Annotated in this window: 12 protein-coding genes; 9 read left to right on the forward strand and 3 right to left on the reverse strand. The window is 42.3% G+C overall.

Features of this window, described 5'->3' with window-relative positions:
- Positions 1 to 27: 27 nt before the first annotated feature.
- The 3 genes from AAFX28_RS01680 to AAFX28_RS01690 all read left to right on the forward strand — a co-directional run bounded on the left by AAFX28_RS01680 (position 28) and on the right by AAFX28_RS01690 (position 4,652).
- A complete protein-coding gene (locus tag AAFX28_RS01680) occupies positions 28 to 456 on the forward strand; it encodes a DUF3010 family protein (RefSeq protein WP_408685051.1) in 429 nt (142 codons plus the stop codon).
- Between the two features lie 222 nt (positions 457 to 678).
- Positions 679 to 3,945: a response regulator gene (locus AAFX28_RS01685; protein ID WP_408685053.1), complete on the forward strand. Its 3,267-nt coding sequence runs from the start codon at positions 679 to 681 to the stop codon at positions 3,943 to 3,945.
- On the forward strand, positions 3,942 to 4,652 hold the full coding sequence (locus AAFX28_RS01690) for a response regulator (RefSeq protein ID WP_408685055.1): 711 nt from the start codon (positions 3,942 to 3,944) through the stop codon (positions 4,650 to 4,652). The genes AAFX28_RS01685 and AAFX28_RS01690 overlap by 4 nt, the downstream gene beginning before the upstream one ends.
- Before the next feature lie 6 nt (positions 4,653 to 4,658).
- Here the strand turns inward: AAFX28_RS01690 and AAFX28_RS01695 are convergent, their stop codons facing one another.
- Positions 4,659 to 5,147: an Lrp/AsnC family transcriptional regulator gene (locus AAFX28_RS01695; RefSeq protein WP_408685057.1), complete on the reverse strand. Its 489-nt coding sequence runs from the start codon at positions 5,145 to 5,147 to the stop codon at positions 4,659 to 4,661.
- Between the two features lie 151 nt (positions 5,148 to 5,298).
- Between AAFX28_RS01695 and AAFX28_RS01700 the strand changes: the two genes are divergently transcribed.
- Positions 5,299 to 6,261: a hypothetical protein gene (locus AAFX28_RS01700; RefSeq protein WP_408685059.1), complete on the forward strand. Its 963-nt coding sequence runs from the start codon at positions 5,299 to 5,301 to the stop codon at positions 6,259 to 6,261.
- Positions 6,262 to 6,311: 50 nt separating this feature from the next.
- Here AAFX28_RS01700 and AAFX28_RS01705 read toward each other — a convergent pair whose 3' ends face one another.
- Positions 6,312 to 7,874 (reverse strand): methyl-accepting chemotaxis protein, encoded by a 1,563-nt coding sequence (locus AAFX28_RS01705; protein WP_408685061.1) that lies wholly within the window; start codon positions 7,872 to 7,874, stop codon positions 6,312 to 6,314.
- A gap of 288 nt (positions 7,875 to 8,162) precedes the next feature.
- Between AAFX28_RS01705 and ylqF the strand changes: the two genes are divergently transcribed.
- From ylqF to cqsA, 5 genes are all read left to right on the forward strand, one after another.
- Positions 8,163 to 9,098, forward strand: coding sequence for a ribosome biogenesis GTPase YlqF (gene ylqF, locus AAFX28_RS01710; protein WP_408685063.1), 936 nt, complete (start codon positions 8,163 to 8,165; stop codon positions 9,096 to 9,098).
- 106 nt (positions 9,099 to 9,204) lie between these two features.
- Complete coding sequence (locus tag AAFX28_RS01715) at positions 9,205 to 10,185, forward strand: CobW family GTP-binding protein (RefSeq protein WP_408685065.1); 981 nt, start codon at positions 9,205 to 9,207, stop codon at positions 10,183 to 10,185.
- A gap of 413 nt (positions 10,186 to 10,598) precedes the next feature.
- On the forward strand, positions 10,599 to 11,999 hold the full coding sequence (gene clcA, locus AAFX28_RS01720) for a H(+)/Cl(-) exchange transporter ClcA (protein ID WP_408685067.1): 1,401 nt from the start codon (positions 10,599 to 10,601) through the stop codon (positions 11,997 to 11,999).
- 127 nt (positions 12,000 to 12,126) lie between these two features.
- The gene (locus tag AAFX28_RS01725) at positions 12,127 to 13,083 is read left to right on the forward strand and encodes a TDT family transporter (protein ID WP_408685068.1); all 957 of its coding nucleotides are present in this window, start codon (positions 12,127 to 12,129) and stop codon (positions 13,081 to 13,083) included.
- Between the two features lie 221 nt (positions 13,084 to 13,304).
- The gene (gene cqsA / locus AAFX28_RS01730) at positions 13,305 to 14,486 is read left to right on the forward strand and encodes an alpha-hydroxyketone-type quorum-sensing autoinducer synthase (RefSeq protein WP_408685070.1); all 1,182 of its coding nucleotides are present in this window, start codon (positions 13,305 to 13,307) and stop codon (positions 14,484 to 14,486) included.
- 35 nt (positions 14,487 to 14,521) lie between these two features.
- Here cqsA and AAFX28_RS01735 read toward each other — a convergent pair whose 3' ends face one another.
- Positions 14,522 to 16,567, reverse strand: coding sequence for a response regulator (locus AAFX28_RS01735; RefSeq protein WP_408685072.1), 2,046 nt, complete (start codon positions 16,565 to 16,567; stop codon positions 14,522 to 14,524).
- Positions 16,568 to 16,569 lie beyond the last annotated feature (2 nt).

The following is a 16,569-nucleotide window of genomic DNA, read 5'->3' on the forward strand; positions in this document are numbered from 1 at the left end:
CGGCCAAACTACTAACTAGGTATAAACATGAAAATTTGTGGTGTAGAACTAAAAGGTAACGATGCGGTTATCTGTCTTCTTGATCATTCTGATAGCGTCGTACACCTGCCGGATTGCCGTGTAGCTAAAATCTCTATTAGCAACGCTAACAGCACTGAAGAAGTGAAGAAGTTTCAGTTCTCTTTTGCCAAACTAGTTGAAGATTACAAAATTGAGAAAGTGGTAATCCGTCAACGCCAGACTAAAGGTAAATTTGCTGGCGGTGCGGTTGGCTTTAAATTGGAAGCCGCAATTCAACTAATCGACAACTTAAATGTTGAAGTGGTATCACCGACTCAAATCAAAGAAAGCCTAAAGAGAAATCCTCTAGCAATTGGCTTTAAAGAAACAGGTTTGAAGCAATACCAAGAACAAGCGTTTACAACGGCATATGCCTGCGCAATGATGCGTGGCTAATTACCATTTTAAGCCTAAGGACTAACCTTAGGCTTTTATCTTCTCTTTCGTCTTTCTCTCACTTCTTTTTTGCTAGTGCTCCCTATGTTTAGATCAACAAATCTACTTGTAAAGGACACGTAACACGCGGTTTGCCGAAGCAATAAAATCATACTAACCTTTTTATGAAACGCGAGTCATATTAAATGACACATGCGTGTGTAAGTAATTGAGGTTGGCACCATGAAATTATCACTTTCATCATTACTCCCAGTGCGCTCTGCTCCCAAACCATCTAAAGACGAGCTGCACAACAGCGTCCTGAACGTTTTACCTGATGGTGTAATCATATGTGACGGAATCATAGGCAGTCATAGCGTCTTTTATGCCAATCCAGCATTCTCCAACTTTTACAATTGCAGTCACCTAGAGCTGATCGGACAAAAAGTCACTCACTTCTTTGCTCCCCTAATAACGCAGTTGCAGCTCAACCAACTAAAAAAAGCTTTATCAAATCATGAATCAGCAGAAGTCGCACTAACCATAAATAAAAACGAAGCTTCCAATTCCATCCAATTGCGCATTGAGCCAATGTTTCGTGATGATGGTTCCCTCAACTATCTTGTCATCACCCAAACAGATACCACTGCTATTCATAATACCAAACTAGCATTGCATGAGAGCAATCAGAAACTGAAAGAGTTAGTCTCTAGCCAAAATCAAAGAATTAATGAACATGAGCTCCAGATAGGTGTCATTTTTGAGCAAGCGATGGACCCTATGATTCTGCTCAATGAAAATAACCAGATCCTCGATGCTAATGATGCCGCACTCGCTCTATTCAATCATAGCCGGACCGATCTACTCGGCTTAGATATCCACTCTATCGTTGCGGATCTGAAGCCCTCTCAAATCGAAGAGCACTTAAGCCAAGTTCCATTATATCAAGAAGTATCACTGCCACAGCCTTTGTATCTTTATCAGCACAATAACGTGCTGTCATTAGCAGGTGCTATTCGTTATATCTCAATCAAAAATCGCAAATACATTGTGATTACATTACGAGATAAGAGCTCTGAACATGTTGCACGTATGGAACTTAAACGAAATCAAAATGAGCTCGAGGCTGTTGTACGTAACTTGAATTTGGCTACCCAGGCAGGCGGTATTGGCATTTGGAGTTGGGACTTTGAATCCAACGAAGTCACCTGGGACGAAAGAATGTTCGCAATCTATGGTGTTGACCCTAACCTAGGAGGGAACAATTACGCTATGTGGCAAGAACGTGTGCACCCAGATGATCTTGAGCATGCTGAACAATCTTTACTATCAGCCCGAGAAACGCTCAGCCAGTTCAATGCAGAATTTCGAATTCAATTACCCGGAGGCGATATTCGCTGGGTTAAAGCTGCCGCTGACGTCATTTTCGAACAAGACGCTAAAACTCCAATTGGTATGGGTGGGGTGAATATAGACATAACTAAAGAGAAGAAAGCTCAAGACTCGCTGCGCCATGAAAGTGAAGTGGCTCACGCCGCGAGTGAAGCCAAATCCATGTTTCTCGCCAACATGAGCCATGAGATCAGAACACCAATGAATGGTGTTGTCGGAATGCTCAGTCTTCTTAGTGAAACAGAGCTCGAATCTGATCAAAGGACGATGATCACCACCATCAAAGAATCTGCACTCACTCTACTTCATATCATCAATGACATTCTAGATTTTTCTAAGATTGAAGCAGGCCAAATGTCGTTAGAGAGCGTTCCTGTAGACCTACAAACCTTGTTAGAACGAACCCTTGATGTCCTTCAACTTCAGGCGAGTAACAAGGGTATTGAAATGTACCTTACTTACGATCCGCAACTACCAAAAATGATCATGAGTGACAGTGTGCGCTTAAGCCAAATCATGCTCAATTTACTTGGCAATGCCGTTAAGTTCACTGACAGTACAGACGAAGTAAAAGGTAAGATTTGGGTGTCAGCCTCTTTAGGTACAAATGGCATAGCTCCCTGCATTGATCTTATGGTCGAAGATAATGGTATAGGGATGACTGAAGAGCAATTGCAACGTCTGTTCAAAGCCTTTACTCAAGCCGATACCAGTACAACACGACTCTACGGAGGGACTGGGCTTGGTTTATCAATTACTCAGTCTTTACTAGAACTCATGGGTGGTACAATTAACGTTGAAAGCAAATTTGGAGTCAGTAGTCGTTTTTCATTGGAACTGCCGTTTATTGAGGTCGTCAGTCCACCAAAAGATACCACTCCAGAATATGTCTCAGGAACCAGAGTCTTGCTCATTAGCAATGACCCTAATGTTACAACGTTTTGTGACATCAACTTATCTAACTACGACTGTAAACTGCATACCGTCTCTTCCATTCGACGCGCTATAGCTGTACTTGAACAAGCGGAAAAAGCAGCGGTTAAGATCGACCTAATTTTCCTTGGTCCCGACCTCTACAATAGTATTGAATACGGTAGGCTATCAAAAGCTGAGCAAGGTTATCTACACAACTACAAGATATTGCTCTTTACTAAAGATGCGGCTGAACAGTGTGGAATTGTCTCATCAAATCACTATGTCATGAAGTGTAGTCCTTTTAAACCAAGCGAGCTGACTCAAGCAATAGGCGTATTAAAAGGTTATATCAGCCCACAGGTGTCAGACAGAAAACACCATGAGATCACATTAGGTAAACAAGCTCAAAAAGATGGTTTAATTTTGGTCGTTGATGATCAAGCAACAAACCGAGATGTCATTCAACGACAACTGGCACATTTGGGGTATAAGTGTGAAATGGCAACTCAAGGACAAGAAGCACTACAGATGTGGCGAACCGGTGGGTTTGATTTGATCCTGACTGACTGTCATATGCCCGTTATGGATGGTTATGAGTTCACAAAACAAGTTAGACAAATTGAACAACAAGATAAGTCTATAGGCCATACTCCTATTATCGCCATTACTGCTAATGCGATGTTAGAGTCTTCAGAACAATGCATGACTTCAGGTATGGATGACTACCTGACGAAGCCCGTCGAGCTCTCCACGCTGAACCGCTCAATTGGAAAGTGGATGAAACTCTCCCCGTCGACATCTCAATCTTCAATGCCACAAACTATGAGCAGCAAAGACAACTCATCTCCAATATGCATGGCTAGCCTAGAGAAAATTTTAGGAACCTCTGACTTAGCGATTGTTGCTCCCCTTCTAGAGGGATACTGGGAGTCAGTTATTGAAGACATTTCTCTCGCAGAAGAAGCGCTGACGCTCCATGATGACGCGAACCTGCAGCAAATTGCTCATGCAGCAAAAGGAGCAGCCCGGTCTGCTGGCGCAGAAGACATAGCAACAATCTTCGAGTCAATACAAAATACAGCAACAAACAAAGATTGGCAGTTTTTGTCCAATGCTCTGCAGCAAAGCAGAACAGAAATCGAACGCCTCAAAGACTATCTCATTGAGCACTCAATCATAAAAAACACGGAAGTTTCATTATGAGCAGCTATGACCCAAGCAATTTCACTATTTTAGTCGTTGAAGACCACAAATTCTCACGTAAAGCGCTACTTAACATGCTAATGCAAGCTGGATACGAGAATTTGTTAAGTGCGAAAAATGGAGAACAAGCCATTGGAAAGCTCAATCACAATCAAGTTGATTTGATCATCACTGATATCAATATGCCTCTTATAAATGGTATAGAGTTAATCAAAACTGTGCGAGAAGGAAAGACCAACACACCTCGCGTAACAAGTATTATAGCGGTCACGACACTTTCTGATACTGAGACGATTGCGTCTTGCATGTCATTAGAAGTCGACGCATTTTTAGTGAAACCTATTACGGTTCAGAATGCACAAAACCAGATAAAAAGTGCAATATCAGAACCCAAAAAGCTCTATCAACAGCACTTGTACGAGCATGTTAGTACACATGTTACGTTGTCCAATGAAACAACCCAGAAAGAACCAGGCAAACCTCGTATCCGAGAAGTATCCTCGCATGTAGTTCAAATCGAAAAGCTCTCTGAACTGCAAGAAGGGATGACAATTTTAGACGATATTTACGCCACAACTGGAGGATGCCTTTTAAAGGCGGGAACGAAACTTAATTCTAAGTTGTTACGTCGATTAAACGAACTGAGCACAATCATTGATGTCCATCCGTTTTACTCTCGAATAGATGAAACTCAACTCGTGTCTTAAAGAGGTTTATGGCTGTTTATCGAACATTTTCAAGCCATCGACATTAACTTCTGTCGTGAATTTTACGGTTTTGGTAGAGACCGATGTATGAAATTTACGAATATTACGGTCTTGATGGAGTACTTGCTCAATAAAACGCTCATAAGTCTGAATGTCAGGCACGCAAACCACCAGCATAAAATCGTAACCGCCAGTGATTTGATAGCATTGAGTGACTTCGGGCGCTTTAAGAATGGATTGACGGAAAATACTGTAAATATCGCCCCTATCTCGCTCCATTTCTACCGAAACAATCAGAGTCAGTTTGTTACCTGCTAGCTCTGGATTGATGATTGCGACGTCACCAACAATCACTTTACCGTCTCTCAATCGTTTCACTCGCTTTAAACAAGCCGGAGGTGATAACCCCACTTCCTCCGCCAAGTCAACATTAGCGATACGATTGTTGCGCTGCAAAATGGCTAGAATCTTTCTATCTATGCGATCAATTTCCATATATTTCTCTAATTGGCAACTTTAGTAAATTCAATTAATCAAATTGATTATATAAAAAATAATCAGCAACTAACCAGTCTAATTTACTTAATCAAATTATCTCAAGCCTTAGTAAGCTAATCATCATTAGCATTATCAAGGAGCCAAACTAATGGGCAAGGTAAAGTACTTTTTCAGGGATCTGTTTAAAGAGATCATCGATGTCACTTGGACACTTTATAAAGTGATGGTTCCCATCATCATTGTGATCAAAGTTGTCGAGGAAATGGGTGGCATCGAGATTCTAAGCCAATGGTTGAGTCCATTAATGAGCATAGTCGGTCTGCCTGATGAGATGGGACTAGTATGGGCAACAACACTGTTGACCAACATCTATGCTGGCTTGTTAGTATTTATGAACAGCAACGTCGATCTCACCGTTGCTCAAGCGTCTGTTTTGGGGTCATTAATGTTAATCGCGCATTCACTCCCTATTGAAGCTGCCATCGCTAAACGAGCTGGAGTGAGCATGATCATGACGTTAACCTTACGTCTAGGTGGCGGGCTTATCTTTGCTTGGGTCTTACATCAAACATACCAGTTTGGTGACTTGCTTGGTCATCAAGCTCACATCATCTGGAGCCCAGAAAACGTAGAACAACAAAGCTACCTAGAATGGGCGTGGAGTCAAATTGAAAGCCTTGCTGCAATCTTTGTCATCATTTCAGTGCTTTTATTCTCCTTAAAACTCCTAAAGATTCTCGGAATTGAAAAGCTGATGGCGATAGCGCTACGACCAATACTCAAAGTTCTTGGGATAAGTCGAGAAGCGACAAACATGACCATTGTTGGTATAACGCTAGGGCTTTCTTTCGGTGGCGGGCTTTTGATTAATGAAGCTAAGCGAGGACATATTCCAGCTCGCGATGTATTCACCGCCATTATGCTGCTTAACCTAGTGCACAGCATGATTGAAGACACCATACTCATCATGCTTATTGGTGCGGACTTTACCTCTATCTTTTGGGGACGATTATTGTTCGGCGTAGTGATCGTCGCAACACTTTCAAGACTGCTTAGAGGCGTAACAGAAGAGACTTGTCAAAAGTACTTCTATCGTAATGTTAAGCCGTAAAATAAACATAAATAACCCCGGAAGCCCGGGGTTAATTCTTGATTGAATCCTTACTTTTCTTCGAACCGTTTCGCCAAATGATGAAACTCTTCAACCTGTAATTTCAAATCTTTCGAATGTTCTTTTACTGAATGTGTAGCAGCAAGGTTTTGTTCTGCTGTCGATGCGATTGACTGTATGTGAGAACTTACCTCACTAGTGAGTTCACGTTGCTGGTTAGCAGAGCTCTCAACAGAAGAAATTAATTCGTTCATATTTTGCATCAAGCTTTCGACTTCAGATAAGCGCAATGAGCTCTCTTGAGCAGACTCACCACACTTTTCCGTCTGTTCACGATTAGCTAAAATGTCACGCTGCCAGCTTTCAATAGTGCCTAGCATCTCTTCGATACTATCTTTAATTTGGATAGTCGCCTTAGATGTTCTTGCTGATAATGCACGAACCTCATCGGCAACAACGGCAAAACCTCGACCTTGCTCTCCTGCTCTTGCGGCTTCAATTGCGGCATTAAGAGCGAGTAAGTTGGTTTGATCGGCAATACCACCAATCTCTTCCATCATATTATTCACGTTTTGAGCTTGTTCACTCAATTGATAAGTCGTGTTGGTCGCTTGCTCGGCTTGTGTACTTAGATTTTCGAGATTGTGATGAGTTTGCTCAATACTTTGCTTGGCACTTGCGCAGGTGCTCAACGTGAGATCGACAATCTGATTTGCCTCTTGCGCACTAGAGGACACTTCATTCGCAGTGAGTTCTACTTGCTCAGTCGCCCCTCGTACCTGAAAAATATCTTTGGTCTGTTGGTCGAGCGCTTGACTCACTTGATATGCCGTAGTGCTAAGATTATCTGCTAGGTCTTGTAACGGTTTTGCCGAATCCGTCATTCTGCCCAGCACTGTTCGAATACGTGCTGACGATAACTTTAAGTGAAAATCTGCCACCGAGAACTGGTCATCACCCGAGAAAATCAAGCGACTGACACTGTCATATTCTGCTTGCAGCTTATTCAATTTAACTGGCGTATCAACCAGTTCTTGGCGAAATAGTGCAACCAACACGATCAGAGGCAAGGCACTCAACACAACTCCAGCGGTGCCTGCTACGCCGAATAAACTAGTGATAATCGGAGCCCCTAACGCCCCTAATAACAGAGCATAACGAGCAGACGTCGGGAGTTTGACTGACAATCTAGCACCTGACTTTTGAGCTTTAAGCAGAGATCGATAAGCTTTATCAGCAACCTCTACCCACTCACGCTTTGGTTTGACACGTACTGACTGATAACCAACAACTTTGTTATGTTCAAAAATAGGCGTCACATAGGCATCAACCCAGTAGAATCCTCCTGATTTGGTGCGATTCTTAACGATTCCGCGCCACGCCTTTCCTTGCTTTAAATTACTCCACATGTCAGCAAAAGCGGCTTTAGGCATATCTGGGTGACGAACAATATTGTGATTTTGTCCTAATAGTTCTTCTTCAGAGTATTCCGCAATACGACAAAACGCGGCGTTACTGTAGGTAATCACACCTTTAAGGTCGGTAGTAGACACGAGTTGCTCGTTTTCATTCACAAGCGTTTCACGATCAGAGGAAGTTGGGCTGACAGTCATTTTCTAAACTTTTGTTGTAGTTTTGTAGCACGGGAATATATCCAATAAATAGATATATGACAAAGTATTAATAAAAATTTCAATTAATACTTTAGTATTGTGCCGTTCACGTCTGTTAAGTTTAGTCGAGTGCAACGAAAATGCAGTACAACACCAAACGATAGCTTAATAGTTCTATTCCCCAACAAAGAAGCCAACACCTCTGGGCGAAGCCTAAGCCTTTATCGCTTTACTCTTGTCTATTTCCCCTTACAATTACCGCAAGTTTCAATTTCAAGGTTAAATCCTATGTCTATCCAATGGTTTCCAGGCCATATGCACAAGGCTCAAAAAGAGATTGCTGAAGCGATCCCTCAAATAGATGTGATTATTGAGGTGCTTGACGCGCGCATTCCTTTCAGCAGTGAGAACCCGATGATCGCAGAGCTCAAAGGGGACAAGCCTGTTGTAAAAGTGCTGAATAAACGTGATCTTGCCGATCCTGAGCTAACTCAACTTTGGATTGACCATTTTGAGAAAGAACACAATGTAAAAGCCATCGCTATTACGACTTCTCAAGCACAGGAAGTAAACAAAATCATGGAGCTCGTACGCAAGCTTGCTCCTCACCGCGAAGAGATTGGTAAAAATATTCGTACCATGATTATGGGTATCCCGAATGTAGGTAAATCGACCATCATCAATGCACTAGCTGGTCGAACTATCGCGGTAACAGGTAACCAACCCGCAGTGACTCGTCGTCAACAACGTATCAACCTTCAAAACGGAATTGTGTTATCTGACACTCCGGGGATTCTATGGCCAAAGGTGGAAAACCCTCACAGTGGCTTCCGTTTGGCAGCAACTGGCGCTGTAAAAGATACCGCGATGGAATACGATGAAGTGGCTTTTTATACTGTGGAATATTTGGCGAAAGCTTATCCTGAACGTTTGAAAGAACGCTATCAGATTGAAGAGCTTCCAGAGTCAGATATCGAGCTCATGGAAGAAATTGGCCGCAAGCGAGGCGCTCTGCGCTCTGGCGGTCGTGTTGATCTGCATAAGTGCTCAGAAATTTTATTGCATGAGCTACGTAACGGCACCCTTGGTCAAGTTACACTTGAGCTTCCAGAAATGATTACTCAAGAATTAATCGAAGTAGAGATCGAAGCAGCTCGTAAAGCAGAACAAAAAGCGAAGAAGAAAGAGGAACGTCGTAAACGTTACCTTAAAAATAAACGCTAATAATGATGTACGTGGAATCTAAAGGCAGCTATTGGCTGCCTTTTTTGTGCCCATTTAACAGCAACTTTTGTTATAATGTAACAAAGTAAAAAATGAGACATCTTCAATGGGCATCCCAACTAATATCATCACTGGTTTCCTTGGTACAGGAAAAACAACCGCGATCCTTAACCTTCTAAAAACCAAACCAGAAAACGAAAACTGGGCGGTTCTGGTCAATGAGTTTGGCGAGATCGGTATAGATGGAGCCATGATGACGGAACAAGGTGCATTGATTAAAGAAGTACCTGGTGGCTGTATGTGCTGTGCTGCAGGCGTACCTATGTCTGTTGCGGTGACCGCTCTCTTAAGAACAAAGCCAGATAGGCTCATTGTCGAACCGACTGGGCTTGGCCATGCACACAAAGTATTGGCAACATTAACGTCGGCTCAGTTCGCTGATTATATCGACTTAAAAGCCACAATCGGCTTGGTAGATCCACGCAATTTAACTATTGAAAAATATACTAGCAATCAGAATTTTACAGATCAGCTCGCAATTTCTGACATCATCATAGGTAACAAGGTTGATCAATGCCATGTCAGTGATATCGATGCTTTCAATGACTGGGTGACTAATCAAAATCCACCTAAGATCTTTAGCCAACTTGTCAAAGACGGTAACTTCCCAGTTGATCTGTTGAGCATTCCTAGACGTGATAGTTCACCTTCATCAGATGTCGCACCACATCATCACGAACATGCAGAGCAAGAGCCACAATTTGCCTTAGCACCCGATCAAACACACGTTCGTAAAGAGAACCGTGGTCAAGGCTATTTTAGTTGTGGGTGGTTATTCGGCGCGGAAGTAGTGTTTAATTTTGACGATTTATTTTCTGTCCTTTCAGATATTACAGCAGAACGGGTTAAGGGTGTGTTAAATACAACCAATGGCTGTTTTGCGTTTAATGTCAGTAATGGCGTGGTCTCTGTTAATGAGATGTCATTGCAAGGTTTTGAAAGCAGATTGGAAGTGATTGATACCCAATTGCTACCATGGGATCAACTTGAAAGCGTTCTAATCAAAATATCGAACTTAAGTGGATAATAAACGACAAGAGGCGCACCATTAAGTGCGCCCTATCCCTCGTTACTCAATCGTGAGTCTGCGAATCAGGAGGTCATTATGTTGCGACCTGATATTAAACGAGGCGTTTGAATATTAAGTTTGAATCCATCCAAATTGTAGGTAAGGCGATATTTCCTCCATGCGGGTCGGTTCAGATTGCCTTACCTTTTAACTATGGTCCAAAACTAAAATTATGCAAGGTACGCATAAGTATACTTGTCGCGTAATTGTGACATTAGTCCCTTTAATTCTCCTATCCACTTTGAACAAGATCTAATCTCTCAATTTTGCAAATCAATATTGCAATCTTACCGCTATAGTTACCCCCATTCAGGCGTATAATTTATATCGAACCGATTGTTGATACTAATTGTACGGGAGTTCCCCTTTCCATGACCAAAAGAGAGAAAATTAAGCAGTCCTTACTCGCAGCGGTGCCAAAGGACGCCATTAATCAATTTCTCTCGAAAGATAAAACACCTCTCTCCGTATTACTACTTTCCCTTTTAGTAGGCGTACTAGCAGGCCTTGTGGGAACCTATTTTGAAATCGCTGTCCACTTTGTATCAGAAACTCGAACTGACTGGTTAAAAAATGAAATCGGCGGCGCCATTCCTCTCTGGTTAGCGGCCTTCGTCATTAGCGCTGCATTGGCTTTTATCGGTTACTTTCTCGTCCATAGATTTGCCCCTGAAGCCGCTGGGTCTGGTATACCAGAAATTGAAGGCGCAATGGACGGAATCAGGCCAGTTCGCTGGTGGCGAGTTATTCCGGTTAAGTTTTTTGGCGGCATGGGAGCGCTCGGTTCAGGTATGGTGCTTGGCCGTGAAGGCCCAACCGTACAAATGGGCGGTGCTATTGGTCGAATGGTTACGGATATCTTTAAAGTAAAAGATGACGATACCCGCCATTCATTATTGGCTTCTGGCGCTGCTGGTGGTCTTGCTGCCGCGTTTAACGCTCCATTAGCTGGCATAATGTTTGTCGTTGAAGAGATGCGCCCGCAGTTTCGTTATTCTCTTATTTCTATTAGAGCGGTCATCATTTCAGCGGTATCAGCAAATATCGTATTTCGCTACATCAATGGCCAAGACGCGGTAATCACTATGCCGCAGTACCAAGCACCAGAACTCGAAACCTTATGGTTATTTCTTCTACTAGGTGGCCTCTTTGGTATTTTCGGCGTGCTATTCAATCACTTGGTCACCTTGTCCCAAGACTTGTTCGTGCGCCTGCACAAAAATGACCGTAAACGTTACCTGCTCACTGGCACTCTGATTGGTGGCTGCTTTGGTTTAATGCTCCTTTACCTTCCAGATGTCACTGGCGGTGGTATCGGCCTCATTCCGACAATTACTAATGGGGGTTACAGCGCCACATTATTACTGTTGCTGTTTGTCGCTCGTATAGTAACAACGATGATCTGCTTCGGCTCAGGTGCGCCTGGTGGTATTTTTGCACCTATGCTTGCTCTTGGTACCTTGTTTGGTTATGCATTTGGCCTTATTGCACAGAGCCTTTTTCCTGAAATGGACATCACTCCAGGAATGTTTGCTATCGCAGGTATGGGGGCCTTATTTGCTGCGACAGTTCGAGCGCCGATCACCGGAATTTTATTGGTGATAGAAATGACCAATAACTACTACCTCATCCTTCCTTTGATCATTACTAGCCTGGGGGCCGTCATTTTTGCTCAATTGCTCGGCGGACAACCAATATACAGCCAACTGCTCCACCGAACTCTTAAAAATGAGAAGTTAAGACAGAAAGACCTACCTACGAGTACCGATTGACGTTTGCACCTCGGATACTCCACTTGTTATGATCATTACACTTTTTGTCGGTGACGGATTCTTCCGACAAAAAATAGAGTTTTTACGCAACCTAGTTCTATCGCTCACTAAATAAGGATACATTTCATTGAACTGGAGACGCTTCACTCAATTCCAGAGTGTTCCCCCTTCGCAAGCAGCGTTGGCGTTGGGTTTCATCGGACTTGGTCACGCTTGGGCGCTTTACATTCCAGAAGTTGGAGAATTGATCAGGCCGTATCTGGCTGGTTTAGGAGCTCTTCTTCTGTTTCCAGTGTTAGTGAAGTACTTAACCAACTACAACACGTTCATCAATGATATCCGCCATCCTTTAAGTGGTAGCCTTATGGCACCAATGAGTATGGCGCTACTTATCTTATGTGATTACCTTGCCGTCATCTCCCCTATCATCGCGTATCCAATATGGTTTGCTGCTCTGCTGCTACATTTTACGATGATGACATTGTTTTTCACGTTTCAGTTAATGAACTTTAAAATGTCGAATATCGTACCGAGCTGGTTTCTCTATCCAGTTGGGATGATAAGTAGCTCCTTAGCCGGAACCCAGTTTGGCCATACCGTCTTTTCAGAAACCTTGGTTAACGTCTGTATAACCATCTACTTTTTTATGCTACCACTAGTGCTCTACCGACTGGTATTTGAAGGGATGTTGCCTAAAAGAGCAAAGCCTACTCTGGCTATTATGGCTGCGCCAATCAACCTGACATTAGCAACTTATCTGGTGAATTTCCCCGAGCCAGATCCAATCCTAACAGGAGCGTTAGCTGGCATCGCCATCACAATGACACTGCTGATCTACCTATGCTACATCCGATTGATGCGCCTCAAATTTCAGCCTTCTATCGCAGCGGTCACCTTCCCTTCTGTAATTAGCGCTGTCGCCATGCACCGGTTAACAAGCTTTTTTGAGCAATATCATCCGCACTGGCACTGGCTACATAAATTTGGACTATTTGAACTTTCGGTCGCAACTGGTTTAGTCGTTTGGGTAGCCGTTGGATATATAAAAATGTATTGGCCAGAGGTGACTCGCAAAGCACACTAAATCAAACTAAACTTATTAACTAAGCCTCTAATTAATAGTTTAAACAACTAAAATAGAGCCCCTAAAGCGTAATTAGTATTGATATATATTAAATTGATTATATTTTTGTTTGTAGAATTGCGCAAGAAAATAACCTTTCATATTAGACTAATTTCTTAACAACATTCATAAATAGCCTTGTCAGCTGGCAGCAAAACCTAACAACTTAAAGGCTAATTATTATGAATATGTTAAGTAACCACTCGCGCTTGCCTAATTTTGTCAAACAACGAATTGATTTCTATGTTTCCGACCTAATAAATAAAAAAGACAATGGTAGAAATTTAGTACTGGGTAGTAAGCCAGAAAGTTCTGATATTATTTTGCAGAGTAATGATTACCTTGCTCTCTCTAATCACCCCAAAATTATCGATGCTCATGTGAACTCACTACTCTCCCGAAAAGACACGGCATTTATGTCCAATGTCTTTCTTCACAGTGACGGCTTAGATAAAACTGTTGAACAAGAATTGGCAGAATATACCGGGTTTCAAACATGCACGATCGCTCCATCTGGCTGGATTGCTAATATTGGGCTGCTACAGACCATCTGCGATTCTGACACAAATGTGTACATTGATTTCTTTGCCCACATGTCACTGTGGGAGGGGGCCAGAATTGCTGGAGCAAACATTCATCCATTTATGCACAATAACGTTCGGCACCTAAAGCGAACAATCAAGCGTAATGGCCCAGGTATTGTACTTATTGACTCCATCTACAGTACTGTTGGTACAATAGCTCCGCTCGTTGAAATGGTTGATGTTGCAAAAGAGCTAGGATGCGCAATTGTGGTCGATGAATCTCATTCACTCGGAACTCACGGTGAACACGGAGCAGGATTACTACAATCCCTCAATCTGACTCATAAAGTCGACTTTATGACTGCAAGTTTGGCCAAAACCTTTGCTTACCGAGCCGGGGCTGTGTGGTGTAATAATGCAACGGGTCAAGTGGTACCCTATGTGTCGTTTCCTTCGATATTTAGTTCAGCAATGATGGCCTGCGAACTCGACCGAATTAGTGCTACCTTAGACGTCATCAAACACAGCGACGACGCAAGAAAGCATTTAACAGAGTGTTCAGAACAAGTTGTAAAGGGGCTTAAATCTATCGGGTATGAAATTAGAAGTGAGTCTCAAATAATTGCTTTAGAAACGGCTGAAAAGACGAATACTAGAAAGGTGCGAGATTTTTTTGAACAACATGGTGTTTTTGGTTCAGTATTTTGCACACCCGCAACACCTGATAATAAAAATATACTTAGGTTATCGTTAAATAGCTCGCTTACCCAAGAGGATATTAATAAAATATTATCCGTAGCGTGTGACGCATTTAATCACCCAGACCTTTATTTCGTTTAATTATAACCCATCTTATTTGAGTTGCTTTTAATCAATTAGAGATACAGCGATAATTTATCAAGCAAGTGGTCTTTGTCGACAGGCTTAATTAAGTAGTCATTCATTCCCACTTGCTTTATTTTCTTTAAAGTCTCTTGGCAATTATCGCCAGTATGCCCCAATATCGGAATATCAAAATATTCCTCGCTTGAGTGTCGTATAGCATCCGTGGCTTCAAATCCGTTGAGCTGAGGCATTTCAATATCCATTAAGATGAGATCAATAGGCTCATTATTTAGAACCTCAAGCACCTCCGTTCCATCACTTGCATGAGAAACCTGATAACCCTGTTTATTCAATAAGATAGAAGTAAGTTGGCGCATTGATTCATTGTCATCTGCAATTAGGATTCGCTTGCCGACACTAGCGACTTTACGAGGGATTAATGTTCTATCAGCTTCACTTCGACCAAATAATAGTTCTACAAAAACATCGGTAGTATTTTGTAAAACCTCAGATTTTTCTACCGCATAGATGGACAAGAAACGACTAAATTTAGTGTGATATTGATTAGATTTGTCATATAGGACCACCAGCTTTGCTTCAGTAAAGTGAAGCTTTGATTCTAATTGTAGATACTCTGCTTCGCTGCAAGTATCAAGATCGATAAGAATCAAATCGTACTCGAATTCATACTCTTCTTTTTGATACGCTTGGTCTAACGTCACATCGGCGAGGTCACTACCCATATAAAAGACGAACTCATTGAGCTTTCTCTGAACGGCTAGATCACTGCCAATGTGCAAAATGGACTTAGTTCTCAGTATCTCTTGCTTGATAGCTCGCACCTCTTGCGATGTTTTATGAGGGAACATCAAAGTAAATTGAGTCCAATGACCGAGCTCTGATTCACACTCTATTGCTCCGCCAAAAGAGTTCATCACTCTCTGGCAGAAAGGTAAACCCAAACCGTAGCTCGAAGCCTTACCCGATGTATAAAAGTCTTCAAAGATATAATTCAGCTTCTCTGGTTCAATGCCAACACCGTTATCTTCAAAGTAAAGGTAATTCGCTTTGTCATCAGCATTGATGGTGATCGAAATTTTAAAACCATCATCATTTCGGTAATACAAAGCGTTCTTGAGTAAGTTATAGAGGGCATACTTTAGCAATGTATCACTGCCAAAATACTCGAAGTCTTTACCTACATTCAAAGTAATGTACTTCTTCGCATTGGCCCCTCGGTATGAGTACGTCGCTAAAGACTCTCTAACAACCTCTTCAGCTGAGTGCAGTTTAAATGTCGATTGTGATACTCGGTTTTCATCAATCGAAGTCAGAAGTAAGTCTATGGCTTCATTACCGTTGTGGATCACTTCATCTGCGCTCGCCAATACTTCATGCATTCGTGCCAAATCCTGCCGAGGTAGATCAACCGTCTCACTATTATTTGATTTCGACGCGGGCAACGATGAGCTCAGTACATCAAGCGACGTCTGTAGAGCGCTCAGCGGATTACGCATCTCATGAGCAATGCCCGCACCAAACGACTTAGCGATGGAGACTTTCGACTCATGCTCTACCTGATTTCGAAAATAGAACAAATTACCAAAGATATAGGTAAACAAGAAAATTGGAATATAAGGCCATACAACTGGCACACCGTTCTCAAGTAACCCATTGTTAAAGCCATACGCGCAAAGTACAGCGAGAGCGACTGCTGACGTCGCTTGAATGACCATTATCCTTGTTTCATGCACCAATAATATATGCAGAAAAATGGAGCTCATAAACGACATGGCCCAAACGGTTGACCACTCATTCATAAACATCATAAACGAAAAAAAGAACGGCAAGCAGATCGTTATCGTTGCCAGATAGTAATGGGGTAAAAAGCGTTTGAGTACTAGTGGCAGATACTGCCTCAGGGCAAGTCCTAACAACAAAAGTGCACAAAAAATCCGCAGTGGTCCGTTTTCATATGGCTGAGGGTAAATCACGGACCAAACAAAGTAATACGCAGGAAAACCAATACAGCCCATCCAACCTACTAGTGATAGGTTGGGCTCAGCATATTGGTAAATTTTCTTAACTACATCCATGT

The sequence above is a fragment of the Vibrio sp. TBV020 genome (assembly GCF_046056895.1).
GTDB lineage: Bacteria > Pseudomonadota > Gammaproteobacteria > Enterobacterales > Vibrionaceae > Vibrio.

Bases quoted from the DNA above. Each gene is read 5' to 3' on its own strand.
- AAFX28_RS01680 (WP_408685051.1), top strand. From the start codon at position 28: ATGAAAATTTGTGGTGTAGAACTAAAAGGTAACGATGCGGTTATCTGT.
- AAFX28_RS01705 (WP_408685061.1), bottom strand. From the start codon at position 7,874: ATGACTGTCAGCCCAACTTCCTCTGATCGTGAAACGCTTGTGAATGAA.
- AAFX28_RS01735 (WP_408685072.1), bottom strand. From the start codon at position 16,567: ATGGATGTAGTTAAGAAAATTTACCAATATGCTGAGCCCAACCTATCA.
- AAFX28_RS01715 (WP_408685065.1), top strand. From the start codon at position 9,205: ATGGGCATCCCAACTAATATCATCACTGGTTTCCTTGGTACAGGAAAA.
- cqsA (WP_408685070.1), top strand. From the start codon at position 13,305: ATGAATATGTTAAGTAACCACTCGCGCTTGCCTAATTTTGTCAAACAA.
- clcA (WP_408685067.1), top strand. From the start codon at position 10,599: ATGACCAAAAGAGAGAAAATTAAGCAGTCCTTACTCGCAGCGGTGCCA.
- AAFX28_RS01690 (WP_408685055.1), top strand. From the start codon at position 3,942: ATGAGCAGCTATGACCCAAGCAATTTCACTATTTTAGTCGTTGAAGAC.
- ylqF (WP_408685063.1), top strand. From the start codon at position 8,163: ATGTCTATCCAATGGTTTCCAGGCCATATGCACAAGGCTCAAAAAGAG.
- AAFX28_RS01685 (WP_408685053.1), top strand. From the start codon at position 679: ATGAAATTATCACTTTCATCATTACTCCCAGTGCGCTCTGCTCCCAAA.
- AAFX28_RS01695 (WP_408685057.1), bottom strand. From the start codon at position 5,147: ATGGAAATTGATCGCATAGATAGAAAGATTCTAGCCATTTTGCAGCGC.
- AAFX28_RS01700 (WP_408685059.1), top strand. From the start codon at position 5,299: ATGGGCAAGGTAAAGTACTTTTTCAGGGATCTGTTTAAAGAGATCATC.